Origin of the sequence: Burkholderia sp. BCC1993 (assembly GCF_905339865.1) — a bacterium.
Taxonomy (GTDB): Bacteria; Pseudomonadota; Gammaproteobacteria; order Burkholderiales; family Burkholderiaceae; genus Burkholderia.
Genome location: NZ_CAJPGZ010000003.1, coordinates 269942 through 286819 on the forward strand (window position 1 = coordinate 269942; position 16878 = coordinate 286819).

13 protein-coding genes are annotated in these 16878 nt (G+C 67.1%); 5 read left to right on the plus strand and 8 right to left on the minus strand.

From position 1 onward, the window contains the following. Positions 1-33: 33 nt before the first annotated feature. The gene (locus U4Y91_RS06275; RefSeq protein WP_044846708.1) at positions 34-1140 is read right to left on the minus strand and encodes a porin; all 1107 of its coding nucleotides are present in this window, start codon (positions 1138-1140) and stop codon (positions 34-36) included. 612 nt (positions 1141-1752) lie between these two features. Between U4Y91_RS06275 and U4Y91_RS06280 the strand changes: the two genes are divergently transcribed. Then, entirely contained in the window at positions 1753-2127 is a 375-nt protein-coding gene (locus tag U4Y91_RS06280) for a hypothetical protein (protein ID WP_321804151.1), read from the plus strand. A 298-nt stretch (positions 2128-2425) separates the two neighbouring features. Here U4Y91_RS06280 and U4Y91_RS06285 read toward each other — a convergent pair whose 3' ends face one another. Beyond that, positions 2426-2812: a helix-turn-helix domain-containing protein gene (locus tag U4Y91_RS06285; RefSeq protein WP_321804153.1), complete on the minus strand. Its 387-nt coding sequence runs from the start codon at positions 2810-2812 to the stop codon at positions 2426-2428. Between the two features lie 260 nt (positions 2813-3072). Here U4Y91_RS06285 and U4Y91_RS06290 point away from each other — a divergent pair, with 260 nt between their 5' ends. Then, positions 3073-3549: a nuclear transport factor 2 family protein gene (locus tag U4Y91_RS06290; protein ID WP_321804155.1), complete on the plus strand. Its 477-nt coding sequence runs from the start codon at positions 3073-3075 to the stop codon at positions 3547-3549. Positions 3550-3626: 77 nt separating this feature from the next. Here the strand turns inward: U4Y91_RS06290 and U4Y91_RS06295 are convergent, their stop codons facing one another. The 3 genes from U4Y91_RS06295 to U4Y91_RS06305 all read right to left on the minus strand — a co-directional run bounded on the left by U4Y91_RS06295 (position 3627) and on the right by U4Y91_RS06305 (position 7164). After that, positions 3627-4238, minus strand: a complete 612-nt coding sequence (locus U4Y91_RS06295) for a cysteine hydrolase family protein (RefSeq protein WP_321804157.1) — start codon at positions 4236-4238, stop codon at positions 3627-3629. A gap of 208 nt (positions 4239-4446) precedes the next feature. Beyond that, a complete protein-coding gene (locus tag U4Y91_RS06300) occupies positions 4447-5697 on the minus strand; it encodes an MFS transporter (protein WP_321804159.1) in 1251 nt (416 codons plus the stop codon). A 150-nt stretch (positions 5698-5847) separates the two neighbouring features. After that, a complete protein-coding gene (locus tag U4Y91_RS06305; protein WP_321804161.1) occupies positions 5848-7164 on the minus strand; it encodes an MFS transporter in 1317 nt (438 codons plus the stop codon). A gap of 293 nt (positions 7165-7457) precedes the next feature. Here U4Y91_RS06305 and U4Y91_RS06310 point away from each other — a divergent pair, with 293 nt between their 5' ends. The 3 genes from U4Y91_RS06310 to U4Y91_RS06320 all read left to right on the plus strand — a co-directional run bounded on the left by U4Y91_RS06310 (position 7458) and on the right by U4Y91_RS06320 (position 10023). Then, a complete protein-coding gene (locus tag U4Y91_RS06310; protein WP_321804163.1) occupies positions 7458-8375 on the plus strand; it encodes a LysR family transcriptional regulator in 918 nt (305 codons plus the stop codon). Positions 8376-8690: 315 nt separating this feature from the next. Beyond that, positions 8691-9224, plus strand: coding sequence for a VOC family protein (locus tag U4Y91_RS06315; RefSeq protein WP_321804165.1), 534 nt, complete (start codon positions 8691-8693; stop codon positions 9222-9224). A gap of 43 nt (positions 9225-9267) precedes the next feature. Further along, a complete protein-coding gene (locus U4Y91_RS06320) occupies positions 9268-10023 on the plus strand; it encodes a glucose 1-dehydrogenase (RefSeq protein WP_321804167.1) in 756 nt (251 codons plus the stop codon). Positions 10024-10218: 195 nt separating this feature from the next. Here the strand turns inward: U4Y91_RS06320 and U4Y91_RS06325 are convergent, their stop codons facing one another. The 3 genes from U4Y91_RS06325 to U4Y91_RS06335 form a co-directional block, all read right to left on the minus strand. Beyond that, positions 10219-11736, minus strand: a complete 1518-nt coding sequence (locus U4Y91_RS06325) for a purine-cytosine permease family protein (RefSeq protein WP_321804168.1) — start codon at positions 11734-11736, stop codon at positions 10219-10221. Between the two features lie 463 nt (positions 11737-12199). Next, the gene (locus U4Y91_RS06330; protein ID WP_321804170.1) at positions 12200-13696 is read right to left on the minus strand and encodes an efflux transporter outer membrane subunit; all 1497 of its coding nucleotides are present in this window, start codon (positions 13694-13696) and stop codon (positions 12200-12202) included. Then, positions 13693-16866: a multidrug efflux RND transporter permease subunit gene (locus U4Y91_RS06335; protein ID WP_321804172.1), complete on the minus strand. Its 3174-nt coding sequence runs from the start codon at positions 16864-16866 to the stop codon at positions 13693-13695. The genes U4Y91_RS06330 and U4Y91_RS06335 overlap by 4 nt, the downstream gene beginning before the upstream one ends. Positions 16867-16878: the final 12 nt, after the last annotated feature.

Consider the following 16878-nt stretch of genomic DNA (forward strand, 5'->3'; position numbering starts at 1 on the left):
GATACTGCGAAGCTGGTTACCCAGCCGTCACGCTTAGAAGCGGTGACGCAGACCAACCGTTGCTGCGGTTTGGTTGATCGACGAGCTCGGCAGCGTGTTGACGTCGCCGTTGTAGATGGATGCGCCAACGCCGTTCTTCGCAGCGCGCTGGTACACAGCTTGTGCGTAGACGTCGGTGCGCTTCGACAGCGAGTAGTCAGCTTGCAGGCCGAACTGGTTCCAGTGCGTGCTTTCGCCAGCAACCTTCGCGTTCGTGTACGTGTACGCTGCGCCCAGGCCCAGAGCCGGCGTCAGGTTGTACTTCGCGTTGACTTCGTAGTTGTCAGCGTGGAACGTAGCCGCGCCGTTAGCTTGGTTGTCGACACGCGATTGCGTCCATGCTGCGCCAACTTGCGCCGGGCCGAATGCGTATGCAGCAGCCGCGCCGTACGTGCGCAGGCGGCCTTGGCCGTTGAACAGAGCCGACGACGAGTCAACTGCGCCCGTGCCGTTGTTGTTCGGGTTGTTCGCTTGCGAGTAAGCTGCACCCAGCTTCAGGCCCTGGTACTGGTACGACACGCCGCCGCTGTAAGCACGGTTGTTGCCGAAGTTCGTGCTGTTCGAGAACGAGTACGTGCCGCCGAATTGCAGGCCAGCGTAGTTCGCGCTTGCGAACTTGATCGTGTTGTTAGCCGAGTAGCCGCCGTTCGTGCTCAGGTTGTCGTTGTTGAACGGGTGAGCGAAGTACGTACCGCCCCACGAGCCCGTTGCGGTCAGCGGTGCCAGGTAGTCCTGGACGGAGTCGTACTGCTTACCCAGCGTAACCGTGCCGTACTGGCTCGACAGGCCGACGAAAGCCTGGCGGTTGAACATGCCGTTGTTGTTCGCGAACTTGCCGTTGCCGATATTGAAGCCGCTTTCCAACGTGAAGATCGCCTTCAGGCCGCCACCGAGGTCTTCCGAACCACGCAGGCCGAAGCGGCTCTGGTCAATGCCCGAACCCATCGACCACAGCGACTTGCCTTGGCCGGCTGCGTTCTGGACGTTGCTTTGGTAGGTGATGCCTGCGTCCAGCACGCCGTACAGCGTGACGCTGCTTTGCGCGTGAGCGACGGTAGCGAACGATGCTGCAGCTGCTGCAACGATCAGAGTCTTGTTCATTCGTGGAGCTCCCTTCTAAAAAGAGGCAGGTCTCGCGACCTTGTTCATAAACGGTCTGCAACCGTCCGGGAGCGCCATCGGTCCTTCTGGCCGCGCCCGGATAGTTGCCCGTTTGGGAACCGTGAGTTTAGGGGTGTACCCTAGGGGTGCGATCTGCAAATAAAGAAATAAGCTTTTCCAGAACTAGAAATAATGAAAGTGGGGACGCGTTATAAGTATTTGTTTTAACGTCTTTTTTTGACCTATTGACGGATGCTTTTTGGAGGCTTTCATCCCACCATTCTTTCGTGTCATCGTCTTGACGGTTGCATAGAAACAACAAACGGAATCGATGGAACCACACGAAAACGGTAATTTTTACCCAAACCAATCTCAAATATTGGGCCTGGCCGCCTAAAACGCAGAGACTGAACGGTAAACATTCGGCCGCGCGGCCGTAGCCGCCCCCATTGGCCGTCGGCGCCAACTCCAACGGGGAGATCGGCGGCGGCGCCCCGGCTGCCGCCGGGCCGTCGTGACATGCGGTAACAGCCTTAACTGCCCGCGTAACCCGGCTCCGGGACCGGCAGGCTAATGTAAGGCGGCTCCGACTACCTATATAGAGGACACGCGATGAATCGACGCTCGTTGCTGCGCGCCGTCGGACTGACCGCCGCCTTCGCCGCCACCGGCGGCTGGCTGCGTACCGTCTCGGCTCAGCCCGCTCCACCCGGGTACCGGCCGCCCGGACCGCCTCCGGGCCCCGGCAGGCCGCCTTATTCCGATCGCCCTGGCTTCGCGCCGCCTGCACCGCGGCATGATCGCCGGCCGCCGCCTCCACGGCCGCACGGCTATGTCTGGACCGACGGCTACTGGCGCTGGCAGCGCGGCCACTATATATGGGTGTCCGGACGCTGGGCCGCCCGCCGCCCCGGGCGCAGGTGGGTACCTGGCTACTGGCGGCGCCAGGGTCAAGTGTGGGTCTACGTCGACGGCACCTGGCGTTAAGTCGTCCGCGCCGGCCGTCGGTCGGCGCGAATCCGCCGCTTCCACGCCCTTGCCGATCGACACGCCGCCCTGTCCTGCATACGAGCTGCCCGACCGGGCGGATGCCGATCGCGCTTGCCCCGGTCACGACAGTCGTCGGCGCCCTTCAAACGCCGATCGCCACGCGTGCGTTGCGCCCTTCGCGACACCGCATGCGAAAGCAGCGCCCCCGAAACGTTCGGATAACGAAATCATCTGCTGCTGCCGCAACGCACGCATCCCGTCGCCGGTCGTCACGCGACCGCACGACGTACTCCGCTCAACGCCCGCTGCTTTCCTGCTCGCGCACGCGGCGACGGGCCGCGCAAATCGCACGATGATGTTCGTCGGCCCAGCGAATCAGCGCGTGCATCGGCGTCAGGAACGAACGCCCGAGGTCCGTCAGCGCATATTCGACGCGTGGCGGCACCTCGGCATACAGCGTGCGGCTGACGAAGCCGTCCTGCTCGAGCCGCTTGAGCGTGCGCGACAGCATCTGCTTCGACACGTCGCCGATCGCACGGGCGAGTTCGTTGAAACGCATCGTGCCGCCGGACAGCGCCTCGAGCACGAGCAGGCTCCACTGGTCGCCGATGCGGTCGAGCACATCGCGGATCGGGCACGGCTGATCGAATTCGACGGATTCGTCGGCGGACGGAAACGACATGACGGGATTCTCTTTCACGGGTAATGCACGGTCACCGCGGTGTGACCTGTTCACACCGTGGTGACTTCTTGTGACGGGTTCGCGGCAACTGTACCATTCGATCGACTCGATGGCCGAGCGGATTTGCCAGTTCTACGAAGCATGCGCACGCGCACCGTCGGCACCCCGTCGTCCGCCGATGACGACGATCGGCGTCATCCGCAGTCTCACACCGCGCACCGCGCGTCCGTCCACGCATCTCCAGACAAGGAACCTGCCGCATGTCATCGCTCCGCTCGCCCGTCCGCACCGTTGCCGCGTTCGTCCTGCTTGCCGCATCGACCGCCGCGCTGGCCGCCGGCCCGGCCGCGCGCGACCTGGCCGCCGAGGAAGCCAACCGCCAGCTCGTGCTGACGTTCTACGACCGCTTCTTCAACAAGCACGAAGCGCTCGAGGCTGCCGCCGTCGTCGCCGACGACTACAAGCAACACAACCCGCACGTGCCCGACGGCAAGAAGCCGTTCGTGTCGTACTTCGTCGGCGCGTTCCAGAAGAACCCCCAATCGCGCGCGCAGATCGTCCGCAGCGCGACCGACGGCGACCTCGTCTATCTGCACGTGCATGCGACCGAGCGCCCGGGCGATCGCGGCGAAGCGGTCGTCGACATCTTCCGCGTGAAGGATGGCAAGATCGTCGAGCACTGGGACGTGATCCAGCCGGTGCCCGAAAAAACCGCGAACGGGAACACGATGTTCTGACCGGGCGGGCTGCGCGCCGATGCGCGGCCGACCGCTTCGCGCACTTGAACGCGGCCAGCGCACCGGCCGCGCGTGCGTCAGGCGACACCGAGCGCGAGCACCTGCCCGGTCGTCAGCACGTCGCCGAACGTATCCGACAGCGCGGCCAGCGTCGCGCGATGGAGGTCGCGGTGCGGCACGGTGCCGCCGTCCGCGACATCGAGGTCGCGCGTCGCACATGCGTCGTCGACGACGATCACCGCATAGCCGAGCGGCACGGCATCGCGGGCCGCGCCGGCGACGCACGCGTGCGTCATCAGCCCGGTGACGATCAGCGTGTCGATGCCGGCCGCCTTCAGGCGCGCGTCGATGTCCGTCGTCGGGAACACGCTCACCGAGGTCTTCTTCACGACCGCGTGATGCGGCGCGGGCTGCAGGTCCGCATGAAAGCGGAAGCCGTCGCTGCCGTCGGCGAAGAGCGTGCCATCGGCCGCGCCGACGTGCTGGATGTGGAACACCGGAATGCCGGCGCGATCGGCGAACGCGATCACGCGCTGCGCATTGCCCAGCGCGCGCGGCCCTTCCGGAATCGGCAGGCGGCCGCTGAAATATTCGTTCTGGAAATCGATCACCAGCAGTGCGGTGCGGGCGGCATCGATCGACGTCGGCGCGTTCGCGCCGGCCAGGGTACGGATGGTCGGATGTTGCATGGGTCGCTCTCTTCTACTCCAGGTTGGCACATCGAACGGAACGGCGGTCCGGCAGGGCCGGCGCTGCCGCACGCGGCCCCGCGCCGGATTGCCGCCGTGGGCTGACCCGCCGTGACCGCGAGGCGCCAGTGTCGGGCCGCGCGGTCACGCGCGACAGCGGCCCGCGGGACAACGTCCGACAGGATCGGGCCAACCTGCGCGCAACCGTCTACGACAGCGCGGCCGCGCGCCCGCCGGCCTGCTTGCGCCCGTAGCTCACCATCATCACGAAGCTGAGCAGGAAGCCCGCGCCGCCGATCAGCAGCAGCCCGATCTCGCCGAATACCGGCAGCAGGTTCGTCAGCGCGCCCGTCACGACCCATGCGACGGCCATCACCGAGCCCGCGACGCCGAGCGCCCAGCCCTGCCGGTCCTCGCTGACGGCATCGGAAAACGCTGTATACATGGTCGTGTAGGCGACCATGTCGAAACAGCCGACCACCATCGCGAGCGCCCACAGCACCGGCTCGTGCGGAAACAGTGCCGACACGATCTGGCCGAGGCCCGCGACGAGCAGGCCCGTCTTCGCGATGTCGACCACACGCCACACGCGCAGCATCAGCCGTACGACGAACAGCAGGCCGAACACGAAGCAGATGCCGATCACGCCGCTGAACAGCCCGAGCCGTGCGCTCGTATAGCCGAACTTCGCCTGCAGCAGCAGCATGATGGTCTGCAGGTAGAGTCCGTAGCCGACCTGCATCAGGAAGAACACCATCGACAGGAACGCGACGTTGCGCTGACGTGCGGCTTCCCCGATGATCCGCAGCGGCAGCAGCGGATCGATGCGCGTGTCGCCGCGCGGCGCGGCCGTGTCGCGATACGACGCCCAGGTCCAGAACGCGCACACGAGCGAGAGCGCGGCGACGAGCACGAACGGCGTGCCGTAGTCGAACAGCGGCGAGATCGTCCGGTCGGACGTGACGCCGCCGAGCACCGGGCCGACGATCACGCCGGCGCTGAACGCGAGCGACATGATGCTCATGTTGTACGCCTTGTTCCCGGGCGTGCTCAGGTCGGTGATGGCCGCCTGCGCGATGCCCTGGCAGCCGGCCATCAAACCGGTGAGCCCGCGGCCGGCCAGCAGCAGCGCGACGCTCCCTTGCCACGCGCCGGCGGCCATCAGCGCGTAGCCGGCCGCAAGGCCGAGCACGCACAGCAGCAGGATCCGGCGGCGGCCATAACGGTCCGACAACTCGCCCATCAGCGACGAGCCGAAGAACATGCAGAGCGGATAGATCCCGTAGCCGACACCGAGGTAGAAATTGCGCGCGTGTTCGCCGGCGTCGGCCGGCAGGATGCCCGCGTGCGGATCGCTGAAGATCGCGGACATCATCGGGTAGACGAGCCCGAACCCCATCGCATCGATCGCGATGGCGAGCAGGCAGGGGCCGAGCAGCGTGTAGTCGAGCCGGGACATGGCGACCTTCCGGACAGAGTGGATGATCGCGCAAGCGTAACGAGCGGGCGGCGGCCCCGGTAGGCCGCTGCCCGCGATGCTAACCATCGGCGGCGCCGATACGCCGCATGCCGCCCGGGCCGATGGCTGATCGACCCGAACGGCGAACGACTATTTGACGCTCAACGGCTCGCCCGAAAACTGCCGGCGCGCGAGCACGCACGGCGCGCCGTCGTGCATGAACACGCTCGCGGCCAGCCCGAACGACGCAGCGAACAGCACGTACCACGCGGGCGCGACGGGCGACCCGCTCGCACGCGTCAGCCAGGTGACGATGAACGGCGCGAAACCGCCGAACACCATCACGGCGACGTTGTACGCGAGCGCGACGCCGGTCGATCGCGATCGCGTCGCGAACTGCTCGGCGAGCGTGGTCGGCGCGGGACCGTAGCAGATGCCGATGATCGTGCAGATCACGAGCTGCATCACGAGCAGGCGCCCGACGCCCGGCGCGGCGGCCAGCCACGAGAACAGCGGATACGTGAGCGTCAGCAGCGACAGCGTGCCGGCAATCAGCACGGGCCGCCGGCCGATGCGGTCGGACACGATCGCCGCGACCGGAATCGTCACCGTCAGCAGCGCGACCGCCACCATCTGCACCTTGAATACCTGGTCGAGCGGCAGCCCGAAGGTCTTGTGCACAAACGTGGGCATGTTGACGAGCATCACGTAGAACACCGCCGTGCCGGTGATCGTCTGCCCCATCGACACCAGCACGCCGCGCAGGTTGTCGCGCAGCACGCGCGACACGCTCGCCGGTGGCTCGACCGTCGACTTGCTCGCATCGAGGAACGCTTCGGTCTCCTCCATGTGACGGCGGATCCACAAGCCAACCGGCCCGATCAGCAGCCCGAGCGCGAACGGCACGCGCCAGCCCCAGCTGTGCAGCGCCGCATCCGACAGCGACTGCGTGGCCCACGCGCCCATCGCCGCGCCCGAGAACACGGCGAGGCACTGGCCGATCAGTTGCCACGAGCCGTACAGGCCGCGCCGGTGCGCGGGCGCGCTCTCGACCAGGAACGCGGTGGCGCTCGCGTATTCGCCGCCGGTCGCGAAGCCCTGCAGCAGCCGCGCGACGACGATCAGGATCGGCGCCGCCGGGCCGATCGTCGCGTACGACGGCGCGAACGTGATCAGCGCGATCGACAGCGTCATCAGGAAGATGATGAGCTGCATCGCGGCCTTGCGGCCCTTGCGGTCCGCATAGAGCCCGAGCAGGATGCCGCCCACCGGACGCATGAAGAAGCCGACGCCGAACGTCGCGAGCGACATCAGCAGCGACGCATACTGGCTTTCGGCGGGAAAGAACAGCCGCGCGATGATGCCGGAAAAGAAACCGTAGACGATGAAGTCGTACCACTCGAGGGTATTGCCGACGACGGCGGCAATGACTTGCCGATGCCGCGTGTTCCGACGTAGGTCGCGCATGCTTGTCTCCTGCAGTCTCGTGGGGCCGTGCCGGCCGCCGCCCGGGCGGGCGATCGCGAACCGCTGCGCGCGACGGGACACGCAAGATCGTCCCGCGCCCGAGCGCAACCGGCATGAACCGATCATAGGGACGCCGAAAACCCGCATCAATTAACGGGAGCGGTCGATACTTAGCCGCAGATTAAACGTCGTTATCGCGTACCGCCGCGATGCGGATATTCCGGACATTCGCGCATTGTTGCTGCCGGCGTTCTGCGGCAGAATCGTCGATCGCCCTTCCCGCCGCCCCGACCATGCGCAATCGCATCAACGAAGAGATCACCTTCCGCAAGCTCGAGGTGCTTCTCGCCTTCATGGAAGCCGGCAGCCTCGCGAAAGCCGCCGAGGCGCTCAACGTCAGCACGGTCAGCGTGCATCGTGCGCTGCACACGCTCGAGGAAGGGATGCATTGCGCGCTGTTTCGCCACGAAGGACGGAACCTGATTCCGACCGACGCCGCGCAGGTGCTCGCGGAGGTCGCGGGCGACGTGCTGAAGACGATGACGGACGGAATCCGCTCGACGCGCGAAGCCGCCGGCTACGGCGCCGGGCAATTGAAGATCGGCTCGCTCTATTCGCTGACGATCCGTACGGTGCCCGAGGTCGTGATCGCGCTGAAGGAGCGTCGGCCCGAGCTGCAGGCCGAGCTCGTGCTCGGCTCGAACGCCGACCTGCTCGACAAGCTGCGGCAAGGCGCGATCGATGCGACGCTGATGGCGCTGCCCGAACCGGACGCCGAAATCGAGTCGATCGCGCTGTTCGAGGACGAGATGTTTTTTGCGGCGCCGGTCGATTCGCCGTATGCGCGATGCGAGGCGATCGATCTCGCCGCGTGCGGCGACGCGCCGTTCGTGTCGCTCGGCGAAGGTTTCGCGACGCAAGACGGTTTCACGAAAGCGTTCCGGGCCGCGGGGGTCACGCCGAACGTCGTGATGCGCGTGGGCGACATCTTCTCGCTGATCAATCTCGTGTCGGGCGGTGTCGGCCATTCGCTGCTGCCGGGCCGCGTGCGCGATCTCTTCTCGCACAAGATCGCGCTGGTGCCGCTCGCCGGACCGACGATCCGCCAGACGATCGGCCTGAGCTTCCTGCATCGGCGTGAACGTGATCCGAACCTGCTTGCGCTCGCAACGGTGTGCCGGCTGACGGTCAAGAGGCCGAACGCGGGGTAATGCGCGGATCCGGTTTACGCGCTTCGTCAGCTTCGGCTCCTCCCTGCTTTCCTGCTTTCCTGCTTTCCTGCTTTCCTGCTTTTCCGCTTTCCCCGCTTGCCGCTTGCCGCTTGCCCGCTTCCTCGCTTCCTCGCCTTCCTCGCTCGTCCCGTCCTGTACGCAAATCCGTCGTCAGCGATGCAGCAGCGCCGTCCGGATAACGTGCAGCTAGTCCGTTTGGACGGCACGCCGCGCCGCCTTTGTTGCCATCATGACCGTCATTCATCGCGCGCCGGATGCCGCACGAAACGGCGCCGCGCCCGCCACGGAGACACCATGAACGACCCTATCCTCGGCCCCATCGACCAGATCGGCTATGTGGTCGCCGATCTCGACCGCAGCATCGCGCGCTGGCGCGCCCGCCACGATGTCGGCCCATGGACCGTGTTCCGCAACGTGCGGCTCGACGGCCGCTGCCTCGGCGAAGCGACGACGGTCACGATGGATGTCGGACTCGCGTATCGCGCCGATCTGCAGATCGAACTGATCCACGTGACGAACGACGCGCCGTCGCCGTACCGCGATGCGCACGGACAACTGCTCGCGGGCCTGCATCACGTCGCATGGGTGGTCGACGATCTCGATGCCGCCGTCGCGCAACTTACGGCGCGCGGGCTGCGCGTGGTGTTCGACGCGCATAACCCGGCCACGCGCGTCGCCTATCTCGACGACGCCGACGATCCCGGCGTGCGCGTCGAAGTGATCGAAGGCGCAGGCATGCGCGCGATGATCGCGCACGGCATCGCCGAAGCGCGTACCTGGGACGGCGCCGATCCGGTCCGCATCATCGACGCGTCGGCCGCCGCCTGAGCGGACCCGCACGCGCCCCCCTACACTCACAGGAGCACACACGATGAAACGACTCGAAGGCAAGGTAGCGCTGATCACGGGCGGCGCCCGCGGCCAGGGCGAGGCGGAGGCGCGCCGATTCGTCGCCGAAGGCGCACGCGTGGTGATCGCCGACGTGCTGGACGACGCGGGCCGGCGCGTCGCGGCCGAACTCGGCGACGCCGCCCGCTATCAGCATCTCGACGTGACGAACGAAGACGACTGGCACGCCGCCGTCCATGCGACGCTCGCGCATTTCGGCCGGCTCGACATCCTCGTGAACAACGCGGCGATCCTGAAGCTCGTGCCGATCGAGTCCTGTTCGCTCGACGACTATCGCAAGGTGATCGACGTGAACCAGGTCGGCTGCTGGCTCGGCATGAAATCGGCACTGGCCGCGCTGAAGGATGCCGGCGGCGGCTCGATCGTCAACGTGTCGTCGACGGCCGGGATGGAAGGCGTGGCCGGCGGCAGCGCCTATGTGTCGAGCAAGTTCGCGGTGCGCGGAATGACGAAGGCCGCCGCGCTCGAGTTCGGCCGCTACGGGATCCGCGTGAACTCGGTCCACCCGGGCGGCATCGACACCGTGATGGCGCGGCCGCCGGAATACGCGGATTTCGACCCGTCGTCGATCTACAGCGGTCTGCCGATCGCACGCATCGGCAAACCCGACGAAGTGGCCAGCCTCGTGCTGTTCCTCGCGTCCGACGAATCCGCGTATTGCACGGGTTCCGAATTCATCGTCGACGGCGGGATGCTCGCAGGCAGCACGTTCCACTGATCCGCGTTCCGGTCGACATACGCCCGCCTGCATGGCGGGCGTTTTCGCTTCCAGCGAGCGACGTGATCGACCAAGACCGTCTATTAATACGAATTCCGAATCAATCGCCCGGAAACGACAATGCCGCCGGCGGTTCTTTCGCACGGCGGCATTGTCGTTTCCGAAGCCGATTCGAAGCCAGATGCAACGCGGCGCTCAATACCCCTTCGGCTGAATCGCCGGGGCGCCGACACCGCGCGCCGCCTGCCTGCCGCCGCGCACGAGGAAACGTCCGCGCGCGCCGTACACGCCTTCCGCTTCCGGATACACCGTCAGCAGCACGAAATACAGCAGCCCGCCGACCACCAGCGACACCGGCACGCTGAGATCGAGTCCACCCGCGAGGTTGCCGAGCGGCCCGACGAACTGGCCCGGCAGGTTCACGAACGACAGCCCGATGAACGCCGCCGGCAGCCACGCGCCCATCGCGCGCAGGTTCCAGCCATGCGTGAACCAGTAGTGGCCGCCGCGCAGCCCGCGGTTGAATACCTGCAGGTCGTCCGCGAGATAGAAACCGCGGCGTGTCACGTAGCCGATCACCATGATCGCCATCCACGGGCAGCTGAACGTGTCGATCAGCGTCGAGAACGTCGCGACGCTTTCGACGAGGTTGAACCAGAAGCGGCCGACGAAGATGAACGCGATCGCGATCGTGCCGATCAGCAGCGTCGCGCGCACACGGTTCAGGAAGCGCGGGAACATGCTCGACACGTCGAGGCCCGTGCCGTACAGCGCGGTCGTGCCGGTCGACATCCCGCCGATGATCGCGATCAGGCACATCGGCAGCAGGAACCAGCGCGGCGACACGGCGAGCAGCCCGCCGACGTAGTCGTTCGACGCGATGAACGCGGGCGCCTTCGACGCGATGATGGTCGCGGTCGCGAGACCGAAGAAGAACGGCACGAAGGTCGCGATCTGCGCAGCGAACACGGCGGCCATCACGCGCCGCTTCGGCGTCTGCTGCGGAATGTAGCGCGCCCAGTCGCCAAGCGTCGACGCGAACGACACCGGATTGCTCAATGCAACCAGCACGGCGCCGACGAACGCGGCCCAGAAGCCTGCGCTGCCCTGGTTCAGCGTGCCCGCGTAGTTCAGGTCGAACATCCCCGCGAACGCGAACAGGCCAGCGACGAACAGCAGGCTCGCCGCCCACACGGCGATCTTGTTGACCCACAGCATGAAGCGAAAGCCGTAGATGCAGACGATCAGCACGAGCACCGCGAACACCATGTACGCGGCGCCGAGCGTGAAGCCGTTGACGGGCAAGCCGACCATGTCGTGCGCGCCGCCGACGAGCGCATCGCCCGAGCTCCACACCGCGAGCGAGAAGAACGCGATCGACGTGAGCAGCGCGAGGAACGACCCGACGATCCGGCCGTGAATGCCGAAATGCGCGCCGGACGACACGGGGTCGCTCGTGCCGTTGCGCGGGCCGAACAGGCTCATCGGCGCGAGGATGCAGGTGCCGGCGAGCACGCCCAGCACGATCGCGCACATGCCGGCCTTGAACGACAGCCCGACCAACACGGGAAAGCTGCCGAGCACCGACGTGGAAAACGTGTTGCAGCCGCCGAACAGCAACCGGAACAGATCGATCGGGCGCGCATAGCGCGATACGTCGGGAATGCGCTCGAAACCGAACGATTCGACTTGGGTAATCCTGCCTTCAGTCATTTGTCTCCAGCTCCTCTGGTGCGTCGGTACGGCCTGCGACTGCGGCCATACGACACATCGTCATCGATTTGCGGCCACTCTAAACCGGATCGGGCAGCGCAAATATCACGCATTCGAGACGTTTACGACGAGGGAGAACAATGTTTCGCGACGGGGAATCGGCCGGTTGCCGCGCCGCGCGGGCGGCGCGGGCGATGCAAGGTGCGCTGACCGATGCGCCGGGCTGCCGCCGGCGCGCGAGCCAGCCGGCGATCCGGCCCCGCTGAACGGCCGGACGGCATCGCCGTGAGACAGGCGCACGGAGCGCCATGCCGATTCACGGGACCGGCGCCGCATCGACCGTCGTCAGTCCATGCGACGCCCTTGCGGACCGGCAACGGGGACGCAGGCGCCCACCCGGCGACGCGAAGTCGATCGCCCGGCGGGCGGACGCAACGCCCCTGCCCGCCGCGCGACCCGCGCCCTACTGCCCCGATTGCGCGAGCGGACCGGGTGCTTGCTGCGCCGTTCCCGACGGCCAACCGCCCGCGAGCGCCTTGTACAGCGCGACCGTCGATGCCGCGCTGCGCATCCGCCCGTCGGCCGCCGCGTCCTGCGCCTGCAGCAGCGTCCGTTGCGCGTCGAGCACTTCGTAGTAGTCGATCGCACCGGCCGAGAAGCGCGTCTGTGCCAGCTGTGCCGCACGAGCGCTGTCGTCCGCCGCGCGCACGAGGTGCGCGGTCTCCTCCCGCGTGCGGGCGACACGCAGCAGCGCGTTCTCCGTTTCCTCCAGCGCGCCGAGCACGGTCTGCCGGTACTGCGCGAGCTGGCCGGCCGCTTCCGCGTCGCTCGCCGCGATCCGCGCGCGCACGCGGCCGACGTCGAGGAACGACCAGTCGATGCCGAGCGCGATCAGGTTCGTATCGCTGCCCGCACGGAAGAATCCGTAGCTGCTCGTCGCGCTGCCGAGCAGCCCCGACAGCGTGAAGCGCGGAAACAGGTCGGCTGTCGCGACGCCGACCCGCGCGGTCGCCGCGTGCAGCCGTGCTTCGGCGGCAGCGACATCGGGGCGGCGGCGCAGCAGGTCGCCCGGTGTGCCGGGATCGATGTCGGCGGCAAGCGCCGGCAGCGGTACCGGCGCGCCTTTCGATGCGGCTGCGTTCGGCATGTCGAACCGGCCGATCAGCGCATCCGGCGTCTGCCCGGTCAACACCGCGAGCCGATGCTCGTCGACGCCGATCGCCGCTTCGTACACGGCGATCCGCGACGTCGTCGATTCGTACTGCGCGCGCGCCCGCGCCGCATCGAGTTCGGAGCCACGTCCCGCGCCGACGCGCGCATTGATCAGCGCGAGCGTTTGCTTCTGGTTGTCGGCGTTCTCGCGTGCGATCCGCAGCCGCTCCTGCGAGCCGCGCAGATCCACGTACGTGCTCGCGACCTCGCCCGCGATCGCGACGCGCACCGCGCGCACGTCGGCCGCACTCGCAGCCGTTTCCGCCCGCTGCGACTCGATCGAGCGGCGCACGCGACCGAACAGGTCGAGTTCCCACGCCGCATTGATCCCGACATTGGAGATCGGCGTATCGCGCTGGCTGCGCGGCGCGCCGAACGCCTGGTCCTTGCTCATCAGCTGATGGCCGATCCGGCCGCTCGCGGTAATCGTCGGATAGCGGTCGAACACGGCCTGCGACAGCAGCGCGTTCGATGCGGCGTAGCGCGATACGGCGACCTGCAGGTCCTGGTTCGCGGCCAGCGCCGCATCGATCAACTGCGTGAGCGCCGGGTCGCCGAAGCCGCGCCAGAATGCGGCATCGGCAGCGGCCGACGCATCGGGCGGCGACGCATCGGGCGTGGCCGGATGCGCGTCGCGCGCGAAGCGCGCGGCGGTCGCCGGGTCGGGCCGCTTGAAATCGGGGCCGACCGCGCACGCGGCGAGCATCACCGACATCGCGAGCGCGGAAAGACGGAATGCGGCGCTCATCGGTTTTCTCCTTCGAGGGTGCCGTGCTGTTCGCTCCACACTGCCGGCGTGCCGCCCGCGAGCTTGCGGATCGCCACATAGAACACGGGCGTGAGGAACAGCCCGAACAACGTGACGCCGAGCATCCCCGCGAACACGGTGACGCCGGTTGCCGCGCGCACTTCGCTGCCCGCGCCGCCGCCGATCAGGAGCGGCACCGAGCCCGCGATGAACGCGACCGACGTCATCACGATCGGGCGCAGCCGCAGCCTGCACGCCTCGAGCGCCGCTGCGATCGCGCCCTTGCCCTGGATTTCGAGTTCGCGCGCGAACTCGACGATCAGGATCGCGTTCTTGCACGCGAGCCCCATCAGCACGACGAGACCGACCTGCACGAACACGTTGTTGTCGCCGCCGGACAGCCACACGCCGAACAGCGCCGCGCACATGCACACCGGCACGATCAGGATCACCGCAAGCGGCAGCGTCCAGCTCTCATACAGCGACGCGAGCACCAGGAACACGAGCATCACCGCGAGCGGGAACACGACGATCGCCGCGTTGCTCTGTGTGACCTGCTGGTAGCTGAGATCGGTCCATTCGAGCGTGATGCCCGGCGGCAGCACGTCCTTCGCGATCTGCTGCAGCTTCGCGATCGCCTGCGACGACGACATCGCCTTCGGATCGGCATCGCCGATCAGGTCCGCGGCCGGATAGCCGTTGTAGCGAACGACCGGGTCCGGCCCATACGCGGGTGCGACCGTCACCATCGAACCGATCGGTACCATCTCGCCTTTCGCGTTGCGCGTGCGCAGGTTCGCGATGTCCGCGGCCGTCTGCCGGTGACCGGCATCGGCCTGCGCCATCACGCGGTACACGCGGCCGAACGCGTTGAAGTCGTTCACGTACATCGAGCCGAGATAGACCTGCAGCGTGTTGAACAGGTCGGTGAGCGCGACGCCTTGCGCCTTCGCCTTCAGCCGGTCGACCTTCACCTCGAGCTGCGGGATGTTCGCCTGGTACGAGCTGACGGGGTAACTCATCCCCGGCGTCTTCGCGACCGCGGCCTGGAATGCCGTCAGTGCCTTCTGCAATTCACCGTAGCCGAGCCCGCCGCGATCCTCGAGATACAGCGAGTAGCCCGAACCGTTGCCGAGGCCCTGGATCGGCGGCGGCATCAGCGCATAGGTGATGCCGCCGCCGATCGCCGCGAAGCGCGCGTTCAGGTCCGCGTTGATCTGCGCGGCGCTGCGGTGACGCTGGTCGAACGGCTTCAGGATCACGTACGAGTTCGTGATGTTCGGCGTGTTCACGCCCTGCAGCGCGTTCAGCCCGGCGAACGCCGGCACCATCTCGACGCCGTCGGTGCCGAGCGCGATCTTCGTCATCTGCTCGGTGATCGCGCTGGTGCGGGCGAGCGACGCGCCCTCCGGCAGCTTCGCGCCGGCGAACAGGTACAGCTTGTCCTGCACGGGGATGAAGCCGCCCGGCACCGCGTTGAACAGCAGCGCGGTCGCGGCGAGCAAGGCCGCATAGACCGCGAACACCGCGCCGCGCCGCTTCAGCGTGCGCGCGACCACGCCGTGATAGCGATCGGAGCTGCGCTCGAAGAAGCGGTTGAACGGATGGAACAGCCAGCCGAATGCGCGGTCGAGCACGCGCGTCAACGCATCCTTCGGCGCGCCGTGCGGACGCAGCAGTTTCGCGGCGAGCGCGGGCGACAGCGTCAGCGAGTTGACCGCGGAGATCACCGTCGAGATCGCGATCGTCACCGCGAACTGCCTGTAGAACTGGCCCGTCACGCCCGACATGAACGCCATCGGCACGAACACCGCGCACAGCACGAGCGCGATCGCGACGATCGGCCCCGACACCTCGCGCATCGCCTGGTGCGCGGCGTCGCGCGGGCTCAAACCCTGTGCGATGTTGCGCTCGACGTTCTCGACCACCACGATCGCATCGTCGACGACGATCCCGATCGCGAGCACGAGCCCGAACAGCGTCAGCGTGTTGATCGAATAGCCGAGCAGGTAGAGCCACGCGAACGTGCCGACCACCGACACGGGCACCGCGACGAGCGGAATGATCGACGCGCGCCAGGTCTGCAGGAACAGGATCACGACGAGCACGACCAGCACGACGGCCTCGACCAGCGTGTGCTGCACCGCGCGGATCGATTCGCGCACGAACACGGTCGGGTCCCACACCGGACGATAGGCGACGCCCGGCGGGAAACGTTTCGACAGTTCGTCGAGCTTCGCATACACGGCCTTCGCGACGTCGAGCGCATTCGCGCCTGGCGACAGGAAAATGCCGACCACAGCCGAATGCTTGTCGTTGAAGTACGAGCGCAGCGTATAGTCGCCCGCGCCGAGCTCGATGCGCGCGACGTCGGACAGCTTCACGACCTGGCCGTCGTCGCCGTTGCGCAGCACGATGTCGCCGAATTCCTGCACGGTGCGCAGCCGGCCGCGCACGTTGATCGACACGAGGAAGTCGTTCTTCTTGGGTGTCGGCTCCGCGCCGAGCTGGCCGGCCGACACCTGCACGTTCTGCTCGCGCACCGCGGCGATCACGTCGCTCGCGGTCAGCCCGCGCGACGCCAGCCGGTTCGGGTCGAGCCAGAGCCGCATCGCGTAGTCGCCGGAGCCGTACACGCCGACGTCGCCGATGCCGGTCAGGCGCGACAGCTCGTCCTTCACGTGCAGCGTCAGGTAGTTGCGCAGGTACAGCGAATCGCGGCTGTTGTCCGGCGAATAGAGGCTCACGTACATCAGCGGCGTCGGCGACTGCTTCTGCGTGGTCACGCCGTACTGGCGCACCTCGTCGGGCAGGCGCGACAGCGCCTGGCTCACGCGGTTCTGCACGCGCACGGCGGCCGTATCGGGGTCGACGCCCTGCAGGAACGTGACGACGACCTGCAGGCTGCCGTCCGAACCGGCGACCGACTTCATGTACATGATGCCTTCGACGCCGTTGATCGCCTCTTCCAGCGGTTCGGCGACCGATTCGGCGATTTCCTTCGGGTTCGCGCCCGGGTACGTCGCGCGCACGACGACGCTCGGCGGCACGACTTCCGGATATTCGCCGGCCGGCAGCATCGGGATCGAGATCAGGCCGATCGCGAAGATGACGATCGACAGCACGACCGCGAAGATCGGCCGGTCGATGAAGAAGCGGGAGAAATCCATTGTGGGCCTCCC